The 14212-nt window shown below is 42.9% G+C and carries 20 protein-coding genes; 12 read left to right on the top strand and 8 right to left on the bottom strand.

The features are described from left to right. The first annotated feature begins 89 nt into the window (after positions 1-89). The 10 genes from QT998_RS03075 (at position 90) to QT998_RS03120 (ending at position 3804) form a co-directional block, all read left to right on the top strand. Entirely contained in the window at positions 90-593 is a 504-nt protein-coding gene (locus QT998_RS03075; protein ID WP_190693291.1) for a GUN4 domain-containing protein, read from the top strand. A 38-nt stretch (positions 594-631) separates the two neighbouring features. Further along, positions 632-979 carry a XisI protein gene (locus tag QT998_RS03080; RefSeq protein WP_333114026.1) on the top strand — a complete coding sequence of 116 codons (348 nt, stop codon included), beginning with the start codon at positions 632-634 and terminating at the stop codon, positions 977-979. A 92-nt stretch (positions 980-1071) separates the two neighbouring features. Beyond that, the gene (locus QT998_RS03085; protein WP_333114029.1) at positions 1072-1356 is read left to right on the top strand and encodes a hypothetical protein; all 285 of its coding nucleotides are present in this window, start codon (positions 1072-1074) and stop codon (positions 1354-1356) included. Beyond that, positions 1346-1714 carry a type II toxin-antitoxin system RelE family toxin gene (locus QT998_RS03090; RefSeq protein WP_333090364.1) on the top strand — a complete coding sequence of 123 codons (369 nt, stop codon included), beginning with the start codon at positions 1346-1348 and terminating at the stop codon, positions 1712-1714. The genes QT998_RS03085 and QT998_RS03090 overlap by 11 nt, the downstream gene beginning before the upstream one ends. A gap of 2 nt (positions 1715-1716) precedes the next feature. Next, positions 1717-1965: a DUF4926 domain-containing protein gene (locus QT998_RS03095; RefSeq protein WP_333090362.1), complete on the top strand. Its 249-nt coding sequence runs from the start codon at positions 1717-1719 to the stop codon at positions 1963-1965. Between the two features lie 53 nt (positions 1966-2018). Then, on the top strand, positions 2019-2429 hold the full coding sequence (locus QT998_RS03100; RefSeq protein ID WP_194067516.1) for a hypothetical protein: 411 nt from the start codon (positions 2019-2021) through the stop codon (positions 2427-2429). Next, positions 2429-2911 carry a type II toxin-antitoxin system HicB family antitoxin gene (locus QT998_RS03105; protein WP_333090360.1) on the top strand — a complete coding sequence of 161 codons (483 nt, stop codon included), beginning with the start codon at positions 2429-2431 and terminating at the stop codon, positions 2909-2911. Before QT998_RS03100 ends, QT998_RS03105 begins: the two co-directional genes overlap by 1 nt. Then, the gene (locus QT998_RS03110; RefSeq protein WP_194067517.1) at positions 2898-3101 is read left to right on the top strand and encodes a hypothetical protein; all 204 of its coding nucleotides are present in this window, start codon (positions 2898-2900) and stop codon (positions 3099-3101) included. The genes QT998_RS03105 and QT998_RS03110 overlap by 14 nt, the downstream gene beginning before the upstream one ends. Positions 3102-3283: 182 nt before the next feature. Next, a complete protein-coding gene (locus QT998_RS03115; RefSeq protein WP_194067518.1) occupies positions 3284-3532 on the top strand; it encodes an AbrB/MazE/SpoVT family DNA-binding domain-containing protein in 249 nt (82 codons plus the stop codon). After that, the gene (locus QT998_RS03120; protein ID WP_228049973.1) at positions 3526-3804 is read left to right on the top strand and encodes a type II toxin-antitoxin system PemK/MazF family toxin; all 279 of its coding nucleotides are present in this window, start codon (positions 3526-3528) and stop codon (positions 3802-3804) included. The genes QT998_RS03115 and QT998_RS03120 overlap by 7 nt, the downstream gene beginning before the upstream one ends. A gap of 117 nt (positions 3805-3921) precedes the next feature. Here QT998_RS03120 and QT998_RS03125 read toward each other — a convergent pair whose 3' ends face one another. From QT998_RS03125 to QT998_RS03135, 3 genes are all read right to left on the bottom strand, one after another. Beyond that, positions 3922-4698, bottom strand: coding sequence for a class II glutamine amidotransferase (locus QT998_RS03125; RefSeq protein WP_194067519.1), 777 nt, complete (start codon positions 4696-4698; stop codon positions 3922-3924). Positions 4699-5048: 350 nt separating this feature from the next. Further along, a complete protein-coding gene (locus tag QT998_RS03130; protein ID WP_194067520.1) occupies positions 5049-5939 on the bottom strand; it encodes a thermonuclease family protein in 891 nt (296 codons plus the stop codon). Positions 5940-6064: 125 nt separating this feature from the next. Then, positions 6065-6664 carry an acyl carrier protein phosphodiesterase gene (locus QT998_RS03135; protein WP_194067521.1) on the bottom strand — a complete coding sequence of 200 codons (600 nt, stop codon included), beginning with the start codon at positions 6662-6664 and terminating at the stop codon, positions 6065-6067. A gap of 43 nt (positions 6665-6707) precedes the next feature. Between QT998_RS03135 and QT998_RS03140 the strand changes: the two genes are divergently transcribed. Then, the gene (locus QT998_RS03140) at positions 6708-6995 is read left to right on the top strand and encodes a hypothetical protein (protein ID WP_194067522.1); all 288 of its coding nucleotides are present in this window, start codon (positions 6708-6710) and stop codon (positions 6993-6995) included. Between the two features lie 82 nt (positions 6996-7077). Here QT998_RS03140 and acs read toward each other — a convergent pair whose 3' ends face one another. From acs to QT998_RS03155, 3 genes are all read right to left on the bottom strand, one after another. Beyond that, the gene (gene acs / locus QT998_RS03145) at positions 7078-9048 is read right to left on the bottom strand and encodes an acetate--CoA ligase (protein ID WP_333114032.1); all 1971 of its coding nucleotides are present in this window, start codon (positions 9046-9048) and stop codon (positions 7078-7080) included. Positions 9049-9167: 119 nt separating this feature from the next. Then, entirely contained in the window at positions 9168-9530 is a 363-nt protein-coding gene (locus tag QT998_RS03150) for a DUF5615 family PIN-like protein (RefSeq protein WP_333090353.1), read from the bottom strand. Continuing rightward, positions 9508-9858 (bottom strand): DUF433 domain-containing protein, encoded by a 351-nt coding sequence (locus QT998_RS03155; protein ID WP_333090351.1) that lies wholly within the window; start codon positions 9856-9858, stop codon positions 9508-9510. Before QT998_RS03155 ends, QT998_RS03150 begins: the two co-directional genes overlap by 23 nt. An 887-nt stretch (positions 9859-10745) precedes the next feature. Between QT998_RS03155 and QT998_RS03160 the strand changes: the two genes are divergently transcribed. Beyond that, positions 10746-11951 (top strand): DUF4336 domain-containing protein, encoded by a 1206-nt coding sequence (locus QT998_RS03160; RefSeq protein ID WP_333114033.1) that lies wholly within the window; start codon positions 10746-10748, stop codon positions 11949-11951. A 107-nt stretch (positions 11952-12058) separates the two neighbouring features. On the opposite strand, the gene QT998_RS03165 is transcribed toward QT998_RS03160, so the two are convergent. Together QT998_RS03165 and QT998_RS03170 are read right to left on the bottom strand one after the other, a co-directional pair. Beyond that, positions 12059-12700, bottom strand: coding sequence for a HEPN domain-containing protein (locus QT998_RS03165; RefSeq protein ID WP_333090349.1), 642 nt, complete (start codon positions 12698-12700; stop codon positions 12059-12061). A 13-nt stretch (positions 12701-12713) separates the two neighbouring features. Next, complete coding sequence (locus QT998_RS03170) at positions 12714-13973, bottom strand: DUF262 domain-containing protein (RefSeq protein WP_333090348.1); 1260 nt, start codon at positions 13971-13973, stop codon at positions 12714-12716. Between the last annotated feature and the right edge of the window lie 239 nt (positions 13974-14212).

Raw genomic sequence — 14212 nt, forward strand, 5'->3', positions numbered from 1 at the left:
CAAGCATGGGTTTCTCGAAGCGGGCGCGAAGCAAATTCATACGGCTCAAGTCAAATAATCTCATATTCAAAATATCTTAGGCGCTGACCATGAGTGATTTTCAATCTTTAAATTATGACAACCAATTTCTTAATCTAGCTTCAGAAAGCGGAGCTGATTACACTCAATTACGCAATTTTTTAGCCGAGGGCAAGTTTAAAGAAGCTGATTGCGAAACTAAACAAATTATACTTTGGGTAGCGTGCTGTGAAAAATTAGGCTATTTAGGGCATTCAGATTGGGTAAACTTTCCTTGTACAGACCTCCAAACAATTAACCAACTTTGGGTAAAATACTCAAATGAGCGTTTCGGATTTTCAGTACAAAGGTCTATTTGGCAAGAAGCGGGCAAAGATTATGACAAATTCTGCGAATACGTTAAATGGGATTCATTTAATAGTAGAATGACCTATGAACTCCGCGCTCCCCTTGGTCATCTTCCCCATACTTTTGTATATTGGTTAGGACATAGAAGAGTCATCGTCCCTGGTGGAAATAGCTGGGGATTGGGATTGCATTGGTTAGATTCCAAACTATCTGCTTGTCATCTATAAAATAATTATCGTAAATACAGAAGTAGAGAAAATTGTGAATGGATCAACTAATCGAATATCCCAAACTAATCAAGCGTATTTTGACCGAGTATATAGAATTGTGCAATAATCGCCCTTCTCAACAAGACATCGAGACATTCTTGATTGCAGACGAGCAAAACGGTCATTACATCTGGATAAATCTTGGCTGGCAAAAGGGCGATCGCATTACCGGTATCACTGTTTACGTTCGGATTCGCGATCGCAAATTCTGGATCGAGGAAGACTGGACAGAAGATGGGATTGCAACGGATTTGGTGCGTGCAGGGGTTCCCAAGGAAGATATTGTGTTGGCATTTCACGAGCAGGGAATGCGACAATACACCGATTTTGCAGTAGTTTCCTAGTAATTTATCAAACTTTGAATTGCTGTTGACCCACCCGTTTGATATAATGTTGTTACTAGATTGTAAAATAGCAATTAAAAAAAGGGATAATTATGAGCGTAGAACAAGCCATTTTGGAAAATGTAAAGGTCTTATCGCCCGACCAACAACAAGAAGTCTTAGCTTTTATCAAATTCTTGCAGTCCGATAAATGGGAAGATATCTATAAAGGACGCTTCAAAGAACTGCAACAAAAAATTCGTCAAAACACTGATATCGATCCTGATGATGACCCCACTGAGACAGTCATCGAAGGGATTCAGCAAGGCTTCCATGAGGCAATTACCGGACAAACTCTCCCCTTGTCTCAACTGTGGGACGGCATCGATGACAACTGATCCGCAACCGATCGCAATTGAACTCACCCCCCGATTTCAAAGAGACTTGCGAAATTTAGGCAAACGCTATCGCAACATTCGCAACGACATTCAGCCTGTAATCGAACAACTTCAAGCGGGGGAACTTCCGGGCGATCGCATTCCGGGAATGGAGTACGAAATTTTCAAAGTCAGAATTAAAAACAGCGACATTCAAAAAGGCAAAAGTGCGGGCTACCGTGCTATTTATTACCTCAAAACTAGCGATTCGATAGTTTTGGTGACTATCTATTCTAAATCAGACCTATCAGACATCGCGGCCGAAACAGTTCGAGAAATTTTAGCCCAATACGAGCAAAAATTTCCCGAAGCAGAATAATTATGAACTATAAACTTTATTCGGATGTGATCTTGCTGTTCAACCTTCCAGAAGAAGGGCTTTATGCCGGCGATATCGGTACGGTTGTTGAACAGCATCACGTTGAAGGACTAGAAACAGGTTATAGCGTTGAGTTCTTCGATCTGTTGGGAAACACTGTAGCAGTTGCGACACTACCTGGAAGTTATTTGCGATCGCCCACAAGTGCAGACCGACCTACAGTTAGACTGGTTAATAGTTTGGCTGCGTAAGTAGAGGCAATTGTGGAATGGATAAATTAACAAATTAAAGCCACTTGAATAAAATGACAAAAAAAGGTGCAATAAGTGGCAGACCCTTCAATCCATCAAAAGCGGGCGGAAAAATTCTCAACTTATCTTATCAAAATGTTAAAATTACTGATAAAGGCGTTTCCTTAGTTGAAGCTCATGTTCGCAGATTTAATCCAGTTGGTGAAGCTGAGCTAAAAATGGTAGAAAGGTTAAGAAGTATCGCTACTCAAGCCCTTGTTGCTGAGCCTGTTGATTTACGCTTCTATACTCACGAGTTGCGCGAGTATCTGAGGTATAAAAAACTAGGCTATCCAACGGGACAGCCAACAAACCCCGACGATGCTTATGAACTTTGGAACAATGCTCATACAGCTACTCTTGAAGATTATAAATTAAAAGAAGGATTCGGTATTTTATTTCATCCAAGCGTAGAGGACTTTTAATGAAAAACCTAACTCAATTAACCCAGCTAGAATTAGTGCTGCTGGAATTAGTAGCTAAAGGTCAAGGAAAGTGGAGTTGGTACGAACTCGCGAATGCACTTTCTCGTCGAGATGTACCGCGAGAACCTGACATGATGGTGGTCTTAAAAAAACTGGCTGCTGATGGCTTTGTTAAACGATATATCGAAACAGGTTCGCCGCGCGACAGATGGGAATTGACAGCGGAAGGGTCAATTTTGCTGACAGACGCAGCCGCAAATCGGCAGCGCGAAAGTATGCGTTATGCAATTGCGATTAAAAAAGCCAACAGCAATTATTCTGCTTACGTTCTAGATTTACCGGGATGTGCGGCAACAGGTACAACTCTCGAAGAGGTAGAACAGCAAATTAAAGAAGCAATAGTCTTGCACTTGGAAGAGTTGCGACAAGCAGGTTCGTTTATTCCTGAACCGAGGACTTTGTGCAAATATGTTGAAGTTTAACTTAGAAACTAATTTTGTAGTTTGCATTAACAATCAAGATTATCCAGTATCCTTGGAATTGCGAAAAATCTATCAGGTGATACCGGATATTCGCGCTGCGAAACATCAATATATCCGAGTTATTGATGAATCAGGCGAAGATTATTTGTATCCAGTTGCATATTTTGTGCCGCATTGCCGAAAGCCGTAGCAGCCGTATTTGCATAGCCCACCCGGCGGTTGAAACCAATTTTTTGACTTTTTAGACACTACCTGCAGTCATGATATTGCCCGAAGGCGATCGCCCTCAAAATATTTACAACACTAAATCTGGTAGGCGATTTATATCTAGCTGTTATAATAGATAAACCTGAGCATTAAAATCGCAAATGTATGACAGCAAAAATACACCTCAGCAACTTGGATAATTCCTTAGCTTTGCCAATACCAGACTATATTGTAAAATTGTTCAACCTGAAAGCAGATGATTCAGTAATTTGCAGTATAGAAAATGGAAAAATGGTCATAGAGCCTATAAATCATAAAATTTCAAAATACACCTTAGATGAACTATTAGCAGGCGAAATAGAACCCAGCGAAGAAATCTCTTGGGGAAAACCAGAAGGAGAAGAAGTTTGGTAAACTACATCCCCGAACGAGGTCATTTCATTCGCCTCAATTTCGATCCTCAAGCAGGACACGAACAAATGGGTACTCGACCTGCACTGGTTGTGAGTCAAACTAAATTTAACCGAAAAATGGGGTTTGTGTTTGTCTGTCCCATTAGCACCACACAACGCAAAAATCCGTTTTATATTCCCATTCCAGAAGGTGAAACGGTGACAGGTGTAATTATGACTGCTCAACTCCGTTATGCAAGATTATCGCGCAAGGCAAGCAAGTTTGATTGGTGAATGTCCAGAAGATTTAGTTAAAGAAGTATTGAAGCGAATTGAACCTATTTTGTTTGAAAATATGATTCTTGATGAGTAGTTAATCATCAATAACCAGAAGCGATTTAAATCGCCAAGTTATCTCTCAAAATTAATAGGAAAACCATCCTGAAATACCAGCAATTCTCCCGGCTGAATCTGCGTCCAAACTTCATCATCCGTAAGCGGCAAAGTGGCAATTACAGCCACGCGATCGCCTTCCTGTGTCAATTCCCGGAAATCGACAGTTACATCTTCATCGATCGAGTGCGCCCTAGCAAAAGGTGCTTGTCGCACAATATAATGCAGATTAGTAGAACAGTGTGTAAATAAATGTTCTCCATCAGAAAGTAAATAATTAAAAATTCCGTGCGCTGCCAAAGTTTTAGTAATTTCGTTCAGAACATCGTAAATTTCCGTCAAAGCAGGCTTGTTTTGAGGGAAACTTTCTCGCAACTTTTCTAATATCAAACAAAATGCTTTTTCGCTGTCAGTTTTGCCTACAGCTTGATAAAATCCCGCACTTTCAGGATGAAAATTTTCCAGATTACCGTTGTGAGCAAACACCCAATAGCGTCCCCAAAGTTCCCGACTAAAAGGATGGCAATTTTCCAGAGAAATTTCGCCTTGAGTAGCTTTGCGAATATGAGCAATCACGTTAGTTGAATGAATGGGATAGCGGCGCACTAATTCAGCAACCGGAGAATCAATAGCAGGTTTAGAGTCTATAAAAAGGCGACACCCCAAACCTTCAAAAAAAGCAATTCCCCAACCGTCTTGATGAACGTCAGTTCTGCCACCTCTTGCAGAAAAACCCTCAAAAGAGAAGCAAATATCGGTTGGAACATTGCAGTTCATTCCCAGTAATTGACACATGGCTTTGACCTCTCTGGAGTTGGGATTGATGGCGCAGCTCTTGGCAGCTACAGATTGGTAATGATAGTATTATAGTATAAATTGATTTAGTTTCATAAAATAAACAGAATAATTTGGATTGTTTAACCGTAATGCTACTGAAATCAAAACAATGGGTGAATCGAAGCTATCTGGTTCGCTTGGAAGCATCTCCGGCTTGGCAAAAAGCATTTTTTTACGACTTGCGAAAGGAACCGCTGGCGGGCATTGTATAGCAAGCAACCGGGGAACCTCGCACTACAAATTCTTTCGGATAGATGCAGCCCTGCTATTTGTCCGTTTTTTTTATTCAATTCATGTAAAAGTAAATTTTAGGGAGGGAAATCAGAAAATTGTTTGAGATTGTTTAAAACTATTTGAGGCTTACCTTTGTATTGTTCTATCTTACCGCTGATATACACATATCCCCGTCCCATACCCGCATAACGCTTCTCGATTAGCCGCTTCAAGGGAGCCTTTTCATCAGTTTTAGCATCAGGTATCCACAAATCTAATCTATGATACGAGGAACCCGCATAAATTCTAGCATGACCGCCGATCCATTGATTAATTCCAGACAGTAAATCGCAGAAAATAGTAATAGGTTTAGCTGTCTCAGAAGCTGCTAAAATTTTCTGGTAGTGCAACCTCACAGAAAGCGCTTCTGTAGTTGCTTCACACAAGCGGAAATCTTCAACAATCGAGCCGCGCATCGACCACCAAGGCAGTAAAATAGTATAGTTGCGACAGGGAATTTTGGCATTGGTAATCGGATTCCAAATCATCAAATTGTAAGCTTTTGCAGCCGATTCTGCTTCAGTCATTGGTCGGTGATACAATCGGGAGCGCCCGTATTTGACAAAGTAGGGACTCCAGCCTTGTTGAATCAGTTTGAGGTTGTAATTTTCTCCATCTTTATGTACGTAACAGAGGAGACGGCCGTAGTTGTCGCGATGTTTTTCTAGAGCAAGTTTAACCGGATCGTCTGTATCAAATTCTATGTCAATTTGAGCAAATTTACCATCTGCTGTAGTGAAGTATTTTTTAGCCATTTCCGAAGCTGCTTTGCCGGCTGCTGTAACAGGTTTTGAACTGTTGGAGTAACTTTCTTCTGTATCGACGCAAATTAGCCGCAGAGACTCGGTTTTGCCGTCGAGAGAAATTTTGATGCTGTCGCCATCAACTACTTGAGTTACTTGCAGGTTCTGAATTCTGGTTGCCATATTTTGAACCTTGTTGGACTTGAGATTAGATTCGCATATTTAGGCTAAATTGTACATGAGTTTGCTGCCCAAAGCAATTAGTGAGAACAGATCGCAGTCAAGTGCACCCAAAAACACCCTACTGATTAGTGTTGGTATTTTTGATATTGATTTTTGCAAGTTGCTGCGTAACTTATTAAGTCTGGGAAAAAAGCCGTAAAATCTGATTCAAGCTGCTGATAATTAACTGTCAAATCTTCCACTCCACCTGCTAAGTTATTTGTCCGCTTGATTCTTGCCGACATTCGATGGAGAGCAATATCTATTCCGCTAATTTCCTGATAAGAACCGAGCAAGTCGCGGGCGATTATTTGCGGCATAATCCGCTGAAGTGATTCGGGCAATATATCGCGGTTGTCTTGCAGGACTTTGTAGGCTAGGCGGGCAAAATCGCAGAGTGGAACTTCTGAATATTCCAGCCAATTTTTAGCTAAAAAGTGGTCGTAAAATACGTCTATCAAAACTCCAGCAAACCTGCGTCTCTGGGCGCAAACCAGGCTTGTACTCGATCGCACTACTGCATGAGAGTCCGTGTAGCGATCGACTTTCCGGTGCAAATCGATGCCGTTTCTAATTTCCTCGGAATAAAGATTGACTGCCGAACCCTTGACAAAATCGCCTAAGAGGTTGCCAATCAGCGATGCTGGCGTACCGTCTGATAAGAATAGATGAGCCAAATAATTCATTGCTACAGTAAAAAAATCTAAGATAGCATAGGGAGAAAGAGTAATGGTTATTCTCGAATGTGTAAAACCGGGTGCTAAACTCGGTCAAATTATTCTGGCCGTCGATCTGACTGTTGCCGGTTCAGTCGATCGCGTTTTAGCAAAAATTCAACACTTAGGATATGACCCAGAAATCCGTCATGTCAACTATCCGTCTGGAGTTCACGTCTTAGCAATTCTCAAAGACGAACAGCATTCAGAAGCAGTCGATGATGACTACTTGCTAGAAGATTGGCTGCAAGTAAGGTCGGAAATTAACAGCGATGCCGTTCATTTGTGGCGAGGTAAATAAGCGAATTAACAATTAAACCGCAGATGAACACAGATGTAAATCTTATCTGCGTTCATCCGCGTTTATCTGCGGTTGCACAGCCCTAAGAACCGCCGCGCAACTTATCCAAAACAGTCCGATCTTCCAAAGTCGAAGTATCCCCAGAAACCTCTTCTCCGGCGGCTAAAGAACGCAGCAAGCGGCGCATAATTTTACCGCTGCGCGTTTTCGGCAAAGCATCGGTAAATCGAATTTCGCCGGGACGGGCGATCGCCCCAATCTCCTTAACAACGTGCTGCTTCAATTCCTTCTCCAATTCTGGACTCGGTTGCTGCGAGTCATCCAACGTCACAAAAGCGACAATTTCCTCACCTTTAATCTCATCCGGTTTGCCAACAACCGCAGCTTCCGCCACCGCTGGATGCGACACCAAAGCCGATTCAACTTCCATCGTACCGAGTCGGTGTCCGGCGACATTAATTACATCGTCAACGCGGCCCATTACCCAGAAATAACCGTCTTTATCCTTGTGGGCACCGTCTCCAGCAAAGTAGACAAATTCGCCATTTTTGGGGTGCAAATATTCCCAATAAGTGCGGCGGAAACGATCGGCATCGTTGTAAAGTGTACGCATCATTCCCGGCCAAGGATGTTTGACAACTAAATAACCGCCGCTTTGATTAGTTACTGATTCGCCATCTCGATCGACGACATCGGCAACAATTCCGGGAAAAGGAAGGGTGGCAGAACCGGGTTTTGTAGGAATTGCACCGGGCAAAGCGGCAATCATAATTCCGCCCGTTTCTGTTTGCCACCAAGTATCGACGATTGGACAATTTGAGTTGCCAATTACGCGCTGATACCACATCCAAGCTTCTGGATTGATCGGTTCGCCGACTGTTCCTAACAATCGTAAAGATGACAAATCGCGCGCCTTGGGCAAGTCTTCACCCATTTTCATAAAGGTGCGAATTGCTGTTGGTGCGGTGTAGAAAACAGTGACGCCGTATTTTTCAATTACGTCCCAAAAACAGCCGGGATTCGACGCGCGGGGCGCACCTTCATACATTAAAGTTGTTGCACCGTTGGAAAGCGGCCCGTAGAGGATGTAACTGTGGCCTGTAATCCATCCGACATCGGCAGTACACCAATAAACATCGGTATCTTGCAAGTCGAAGATCCACTTGGTTGTCATGTGGGTATAAAGGTTGTAGCCACCGATTGTGTGGACGACTCCTTTCGGTTTGCCTGTGCTGCCGCTGGTGTAGAGTACGAATAGCATATCTTCGCTATCCATTGGTTCGGCGGGACAATTTGCTGAGGCGTTTTTTTGCAGTTCGTGCCACCAAATATCGCGCCCCGGTTCCATCTCAATTTGTTGTTTGGTACGCTGAACTACGAGAACGTTGGTAACGCTTGGTACGGCGTTATTTGCTAATGCTTTATCGACTTGTGCTTTGAGGCCGACGGCGGTATCTTTGCGGAAGCCGCCGTCGGCGGTGATGACGAGTTTTGCTTCGCCGTCCTTGAGGCGATCGCCCAATGCTTCAGCGCTAAATCCGCCGAATATTACGCTGTGTACTGCACCGATTCTGGCACAGGCTAGCATGGCGATCGCAGCTTCGGGAATCATGGGCATATAAATGCCGACGCGATCGCCCTTTTGCACTCCCAATTCTTTGATGACATTCGCCATTTGGCAGACTTCGCGGTGGAGTTGCGCGTAAGTCAGCGTGCGGGAGTCACCGGGTTCGCCTTCCCAGATGAGGGCGGCTTTGTTTTTGCGCCAAGTGGTTAAATGGCGATCGAGACAATTGTAAGAAATGTTAATTTTGCCATTGACAAACCATTTAGCAACAGGTGGCTGCCAGTCGAGTACGGTATCCCACTTTTGGAACCAGTCTAATTCTTGGGTAGCGAGTTCGGCCCAAAATGCTTGGGGGTCAGCAGCGGCTTTGTCGTAGAGGGCGCGGTACTCTTCTAAGCTTTTGACCTGTGCTTTTTGGGAGAATTCAGCCGTGGGCGGGAATAGGCGTTTTTCATGCAGAATTGATTCGATCGTATCTTGTGACATCGCTGTTAGTTTTTTCTTCAGTTACTCTTTGTAACTATTGTTTGCATAAGTTGGGGCCAAAGTATGTTTATTTTCCTTAAGACAGGGGCAATTTTGTCAATGTTGGGGATGTGTGAGAATTATGGTAGCGGTAAATGCTCAATTTTATCTTGGTACTCATCATCAAACGATCCTTGATAAATCAAAATCAGTTCCTCAATATTTTGACCGATACTCAGCTTGGAATTCAGGATAAATATTCCTGGGATATGGCGATTTTGCTCTAGATGATCTGTTAAATGAACGGGCATAGAGCGGCGATTGTTGGTAACGAGAATGAAATTGTGGATTTCGCACCAAATGAGAATTTCTGGGTCGAGAGTCCCTTTGGAAGGTGCTGTTAGTTCTCCCACTGCGAGAACAACCAGATCGGGATTGCGCCTGCGAATTTGGTTAACATATGCAGGATCGACATTTTCATCAAACAGATACTGGATTGCCATCAGCTTTTCTCATTGCATCTCTTGCTGCTCTCAGTTTGCGGATTTTTTCATACACTGGACGAGGATTGCGGCGCTGTTCTTCTCGCATTTTTTCGCCCCATTCCAGCCATTCGGTTATGTACTTACCGACTGCTTCTTTGTTGTGCAGGTAGTACAAAATTGTTGCATAAACTTGTTCGAGGGTGAGGGATGTATAAATGTTAGCGATTTCTTCGGGAGTTCGGGCGCGAAACAGGTATTCGTAAAGAATGGTTTCGATGCCGATTCGGGAACCTTTGAGCCGAATGTCGTCAGGTCTTAGGAAGTTAAAATATTCTTCTAGCTGCATGGCTGGTTCTGGGTGATATCTGGTATGATTGTATCACAAGTAATTGTCTGTTTGGGGATTGAGATTGTTTACGGTTTTTTCGGAATGATTTAACCGCAGAGAGCGCAGAGGAAGAGAGAGATGAATGATTCTGATACTAATGGGTTTTAATGGTTGCTCACACATCATCGATTTATCCCAATTTTAAGATGAGATTATACCAAGTTTGCAATATACTTGACAGGAACAGCCGATCGCACAAAAGCCATGATTCAAAATTGAGAAGCCAGCCAACTTTCCCTAAATGACGTTCGCCGCCTTCTCAAACTGGAAAGACAAACAGCAGGTTCTTTTGCTGAGTCTTTATTTCTGGAACCGCTGACTGATTTTGAACAGCAGGAATTATTGCAAATCAGCAATGACTTTTGGCGCTATCTAGAAGTGGGGAAGGTTTAGGAAGAATTGGTTAAGTTTTTATCACTTTCACCGTTGATGAGATTAACGGAATTTTTAAATTTCCTGTTGTGCTGACAATGGAAGATACGATTCCGATCGAGGTTTAAGATGGAGATACTTTGATTAAAGGGCGGTTGGATATTCTCGCTGTGAATGGGCCGGAGGCGGAGATGGGGACGGCAAAGTAGACTTGAGTTGCAGAAGTCACGGGTTAGATACATAAACCGCAGGTTTATGGTAGATCAATACTGATTGACGCAGATGATTTTAGAGTATTTTCCGATTTTTTAAATTCAATGCTACTGATGCCGACAGTCAAAACTGAAACTTTCAAAAGCCCGATCGCCCGTAACCCATTTTCAACTCATCGAATCCGCGCCGCAACATTGAAATAAGATTAACAAAAGTTCGATCGCGCGCAAGTACCAAAAAATCGGCAAGGAGTCGCACCAGTGGCAGAGGGCGAAGGCACACCAACACCAACACAGACAGACAATCGGGACTATTCCTGGCCATTTTGGCCGATCGTCCCAATATATCCCTACGGCAAGCGGCGCACCATCCGCAAAGAAATAGTCAAAGACAAAATCTGGACTTTTGACCAACTGCAAGGCATTTTCTACGTGATTGTGCCGGTGCGGATGACAGTTATTAAACTAGAATCCCAAGGCCTTCTAGTCTACGCCCCCGTCGCGCCGACTCGCGAGTGCATCCGCTTGCTAAACGAGTTAGTAGCAGAGCACGGCGAAGTTAAGTATATTTTGCTGACAACCGGTTCGGGCATCGAGCACAAAGTGTTTGTCGGCCCGTTTGCGAGGTGTTTTCCTGCAGCGCAGGTGTTTGTCGCCCCGCAGCAGTGGAGTTTCCCCATAAATTTGCCCCTGAGTTGGCTGGGTTTGCCGGCAAAACGCACCTCTGTACTGCCCCGTGACAGCAGCAACACGCCCCTCGCAGGTGAATTTGACTGGGCAATCCTAGGCCCGATCGACCTCGGTTTGGGCCGCTTCGCTGAAGTTGCCTTATTTCACAGGCAGTCGCGCACGCTGATGCTAACAGATTCCGTCGTTTCCATTCCGGAAAACCCGCCCGCGATTCTCCAACTCGACTCTTACCCGCTGCTGTTTCACGCCAAAGACACCGCCTCGGATGTGGTGGCAGACACCGAGGAAAATCGGCGCAAAGGATGGCATAGAATAGCCTTATTTGCCATGTATTTTCGCCCCAGCGTGCTGGAAGTGCCGCCCTGGTCGGGGGTGTTTGACAGAGCTATCAAAGCGCCAGAACGCTCTAGAAAAGCTTATTTTGGGTTGTATCCGTTCCAGTGGAAACCTGGTTGGGCGCGATCGTTCGAGGCTTTGCGGGGCGGAGGGCGGTTGTTGGTTGCGCCGGTTTTGCAGGCTTTGATTCTCAACCGCGCGCCGAGGGAAACTCTCGATTGGGCGGATCGAGTCGCGAGTTGGGATTTTGAGAGGATTGTACCTTGTCACTTCGATCGCGCGATCGACTCCCGCCCCCGCGAATTTCGGCAAGCATTCTCGTTTCTAGAAAAATACTCGCCTGTTAATTCTTTACCCGAAGATGATTTAAAATTGCTCAGGGATATTGATGCCGGTTTGAATAAAACGGGTTTAGTTCCGCCTGCAAAAGACAAGGTTTGAAACGAGGCCACGGGAGTCAGATCCTCCATATCTGCCTTCCCAAGCAGAGCACGGAAACGAGAAACCGAAAAAATTAAATCTTTGACAATTGCTGGAGGTTTATTCAATTATCTCATTAAATTATCGATCAGCTCATCCACCCTCAAAAGTTCTTGAATAATTTGCTCTACCCTCTGCAATTCATTTATAGGATTGAGAACTCTAATAGTTTTAGCAGATGTCGCTGAAGTATGTACCGCAACACCTCTTTCCTCCCCAAACGTATTCATCGTACCTAGCCAAGCAGAATCTAAATCATCGGTATCTATCCCTATTGGCAAAAGCAACGCCAGAAGGTTAGCTTCTTTAATTCCATGATTTTGGTCAATTACTCGCTTAAAACTCTTAATAGCTAAATCTATTTTTTTGTTTATTTTTATTTTTTCCTCCTTAACTTTTGTACTTCCCTTCGTTGGATTAAGTGTATCTGGCGGTACTTCCATCATTTGACCTGAAAAGGCAAGCAAACAGATTAAAGTATGGCAAGTCTTACCCTGGCTATCCCAATTATTTTTAGCATTAAGGGCGACTTCCCAAACTCTGTCCTCAAAATAAGCCTCAATTTCGGCATGAACGAAAACTCTGTAAGTAAGAGTTAATGCTAACTGCCGATCCGAATATAAACTTGTAGGGCTAACTTTAGGAATAAATTGTTTTTTTAATCTATTTAACTCCTTGGTTAGAGTCCGAAATCTCACTGATTTTGACATACCTATGAATAACTTACCTCAACCTCAAACCGTTAAATATAATACGGTTATCCACAAGTTCAGGTACATTAAACTTTACATCCAAAACCTTTAACAAAGCTTTGCCCCATAGTGAAAGACGAGTATGAGTTTCACGAATGCTAGTTGTGCTTTTCTCAACAGATTCTCTGAATTCGCTATTAGATGATGAACATAACTCTTTAAAAGCATTTGCCACAGCCACCGGATTCTTTTCAGCAGCGTCTCTAATAACTGGATATGAAAAATAAAAAACCATGACATCTAAAATGGCTCGATTAAACTTGCTTCGGTAAGTATTAGAACTACTTAACCACACACGAAATATATTTTCTTGTCCAAATATTTTAGTGGTTGTTTTCACTGCCTTTTCAAATTGGCTAACTGTATATCTGACCTCATTTTCTTTTTCTTTCCAATCTTTATTTAATTTTTTGCAAGTCATATCCAGGAACACTTTAAGATTACCGCGATACTCGGATAAGAAATGATGAAATCCTACATATCGCAGCAATAATTCGACATCGCGCATCCGAGGATCGGGATTTTTGGACTTAAGTATTTTTCTTAAAGCCGGATTTTCAATTGATTCATCATCTAAAAAATTGATAAAATCACCTGGATGTAATGCCTGCCTTAGTTCTTGTGGAGATAGCGGAGTATTTTCTACATTCAAACGTAGAAAAATTTTGTATAGTAAACTTTCTGTCTTCCAATTCCGAATCAATGTAGTACGAAGAGTTTGATTATCGAGTGCATCAAGTACAGAACTATGAATAAGATCGTTTTTTAGATCCTTATGGGTACAACCATTGAGTTCTGGCATAAATTCTAAGTCTTTCAAAGCAAAACTATCGTTAGTAGTTTCGCTCATCCCGTAAAATTGTAGAATCGTCAGCAAGCGTTGTTTGCCATCAAGGACTACAAATTTGCCGCGTCTTTTGTCTGGAGAAGCTAAAACTATTTCTGGAATAGGAAATCCTAGGAAAATTGATTCAATAAACCTACTTTTACGAGTTATATCCCAGGCATCTCGTCTTTGAAATCTGGGATTTAGTTGAATATTATCACGAACAAGTTGATCGAGTATGGTGGCTGTTGTCCAGTCATTTCCAGCCACAAGAATTTCGGATATCTCGTCTAATACTGATTTTGGGTTGCCATTAGATTCAAGCTCATCATCTAGAGCTTCATCTTCCTGCTCAAAGCTTACTTCTTCTTGTTCTTGTTTTTCCAAGAGTTTTAGTTCAGGCATGACTGTACTCTACTCGTGAGTTTAATTTGGATAGACTATGTATTACCTAAGTATAGCACAAGTCAAAAGACTGAAGTTTGCTCTTTACCGACAGCGAGAGTATTTTCTACCTAAATTATCAGTTTCGGAACTTCCATAACCTGTTGAAATATTGTCGATTCGTGCGTCGCTGTAATATTTTACATCTTTATTTGGGGATGTCAATAGCGACGCACTCTACGAATATTTTGTAACTTAAG

The organism is Microcoleus sp. S1D4, from assembly GCF_036700765.1.
Lineage (GTDB): Bacteria > Cyanobacteriota > Cyanobacteriia > Cyanobacteriales > Microcoleaceae > Microcoleus.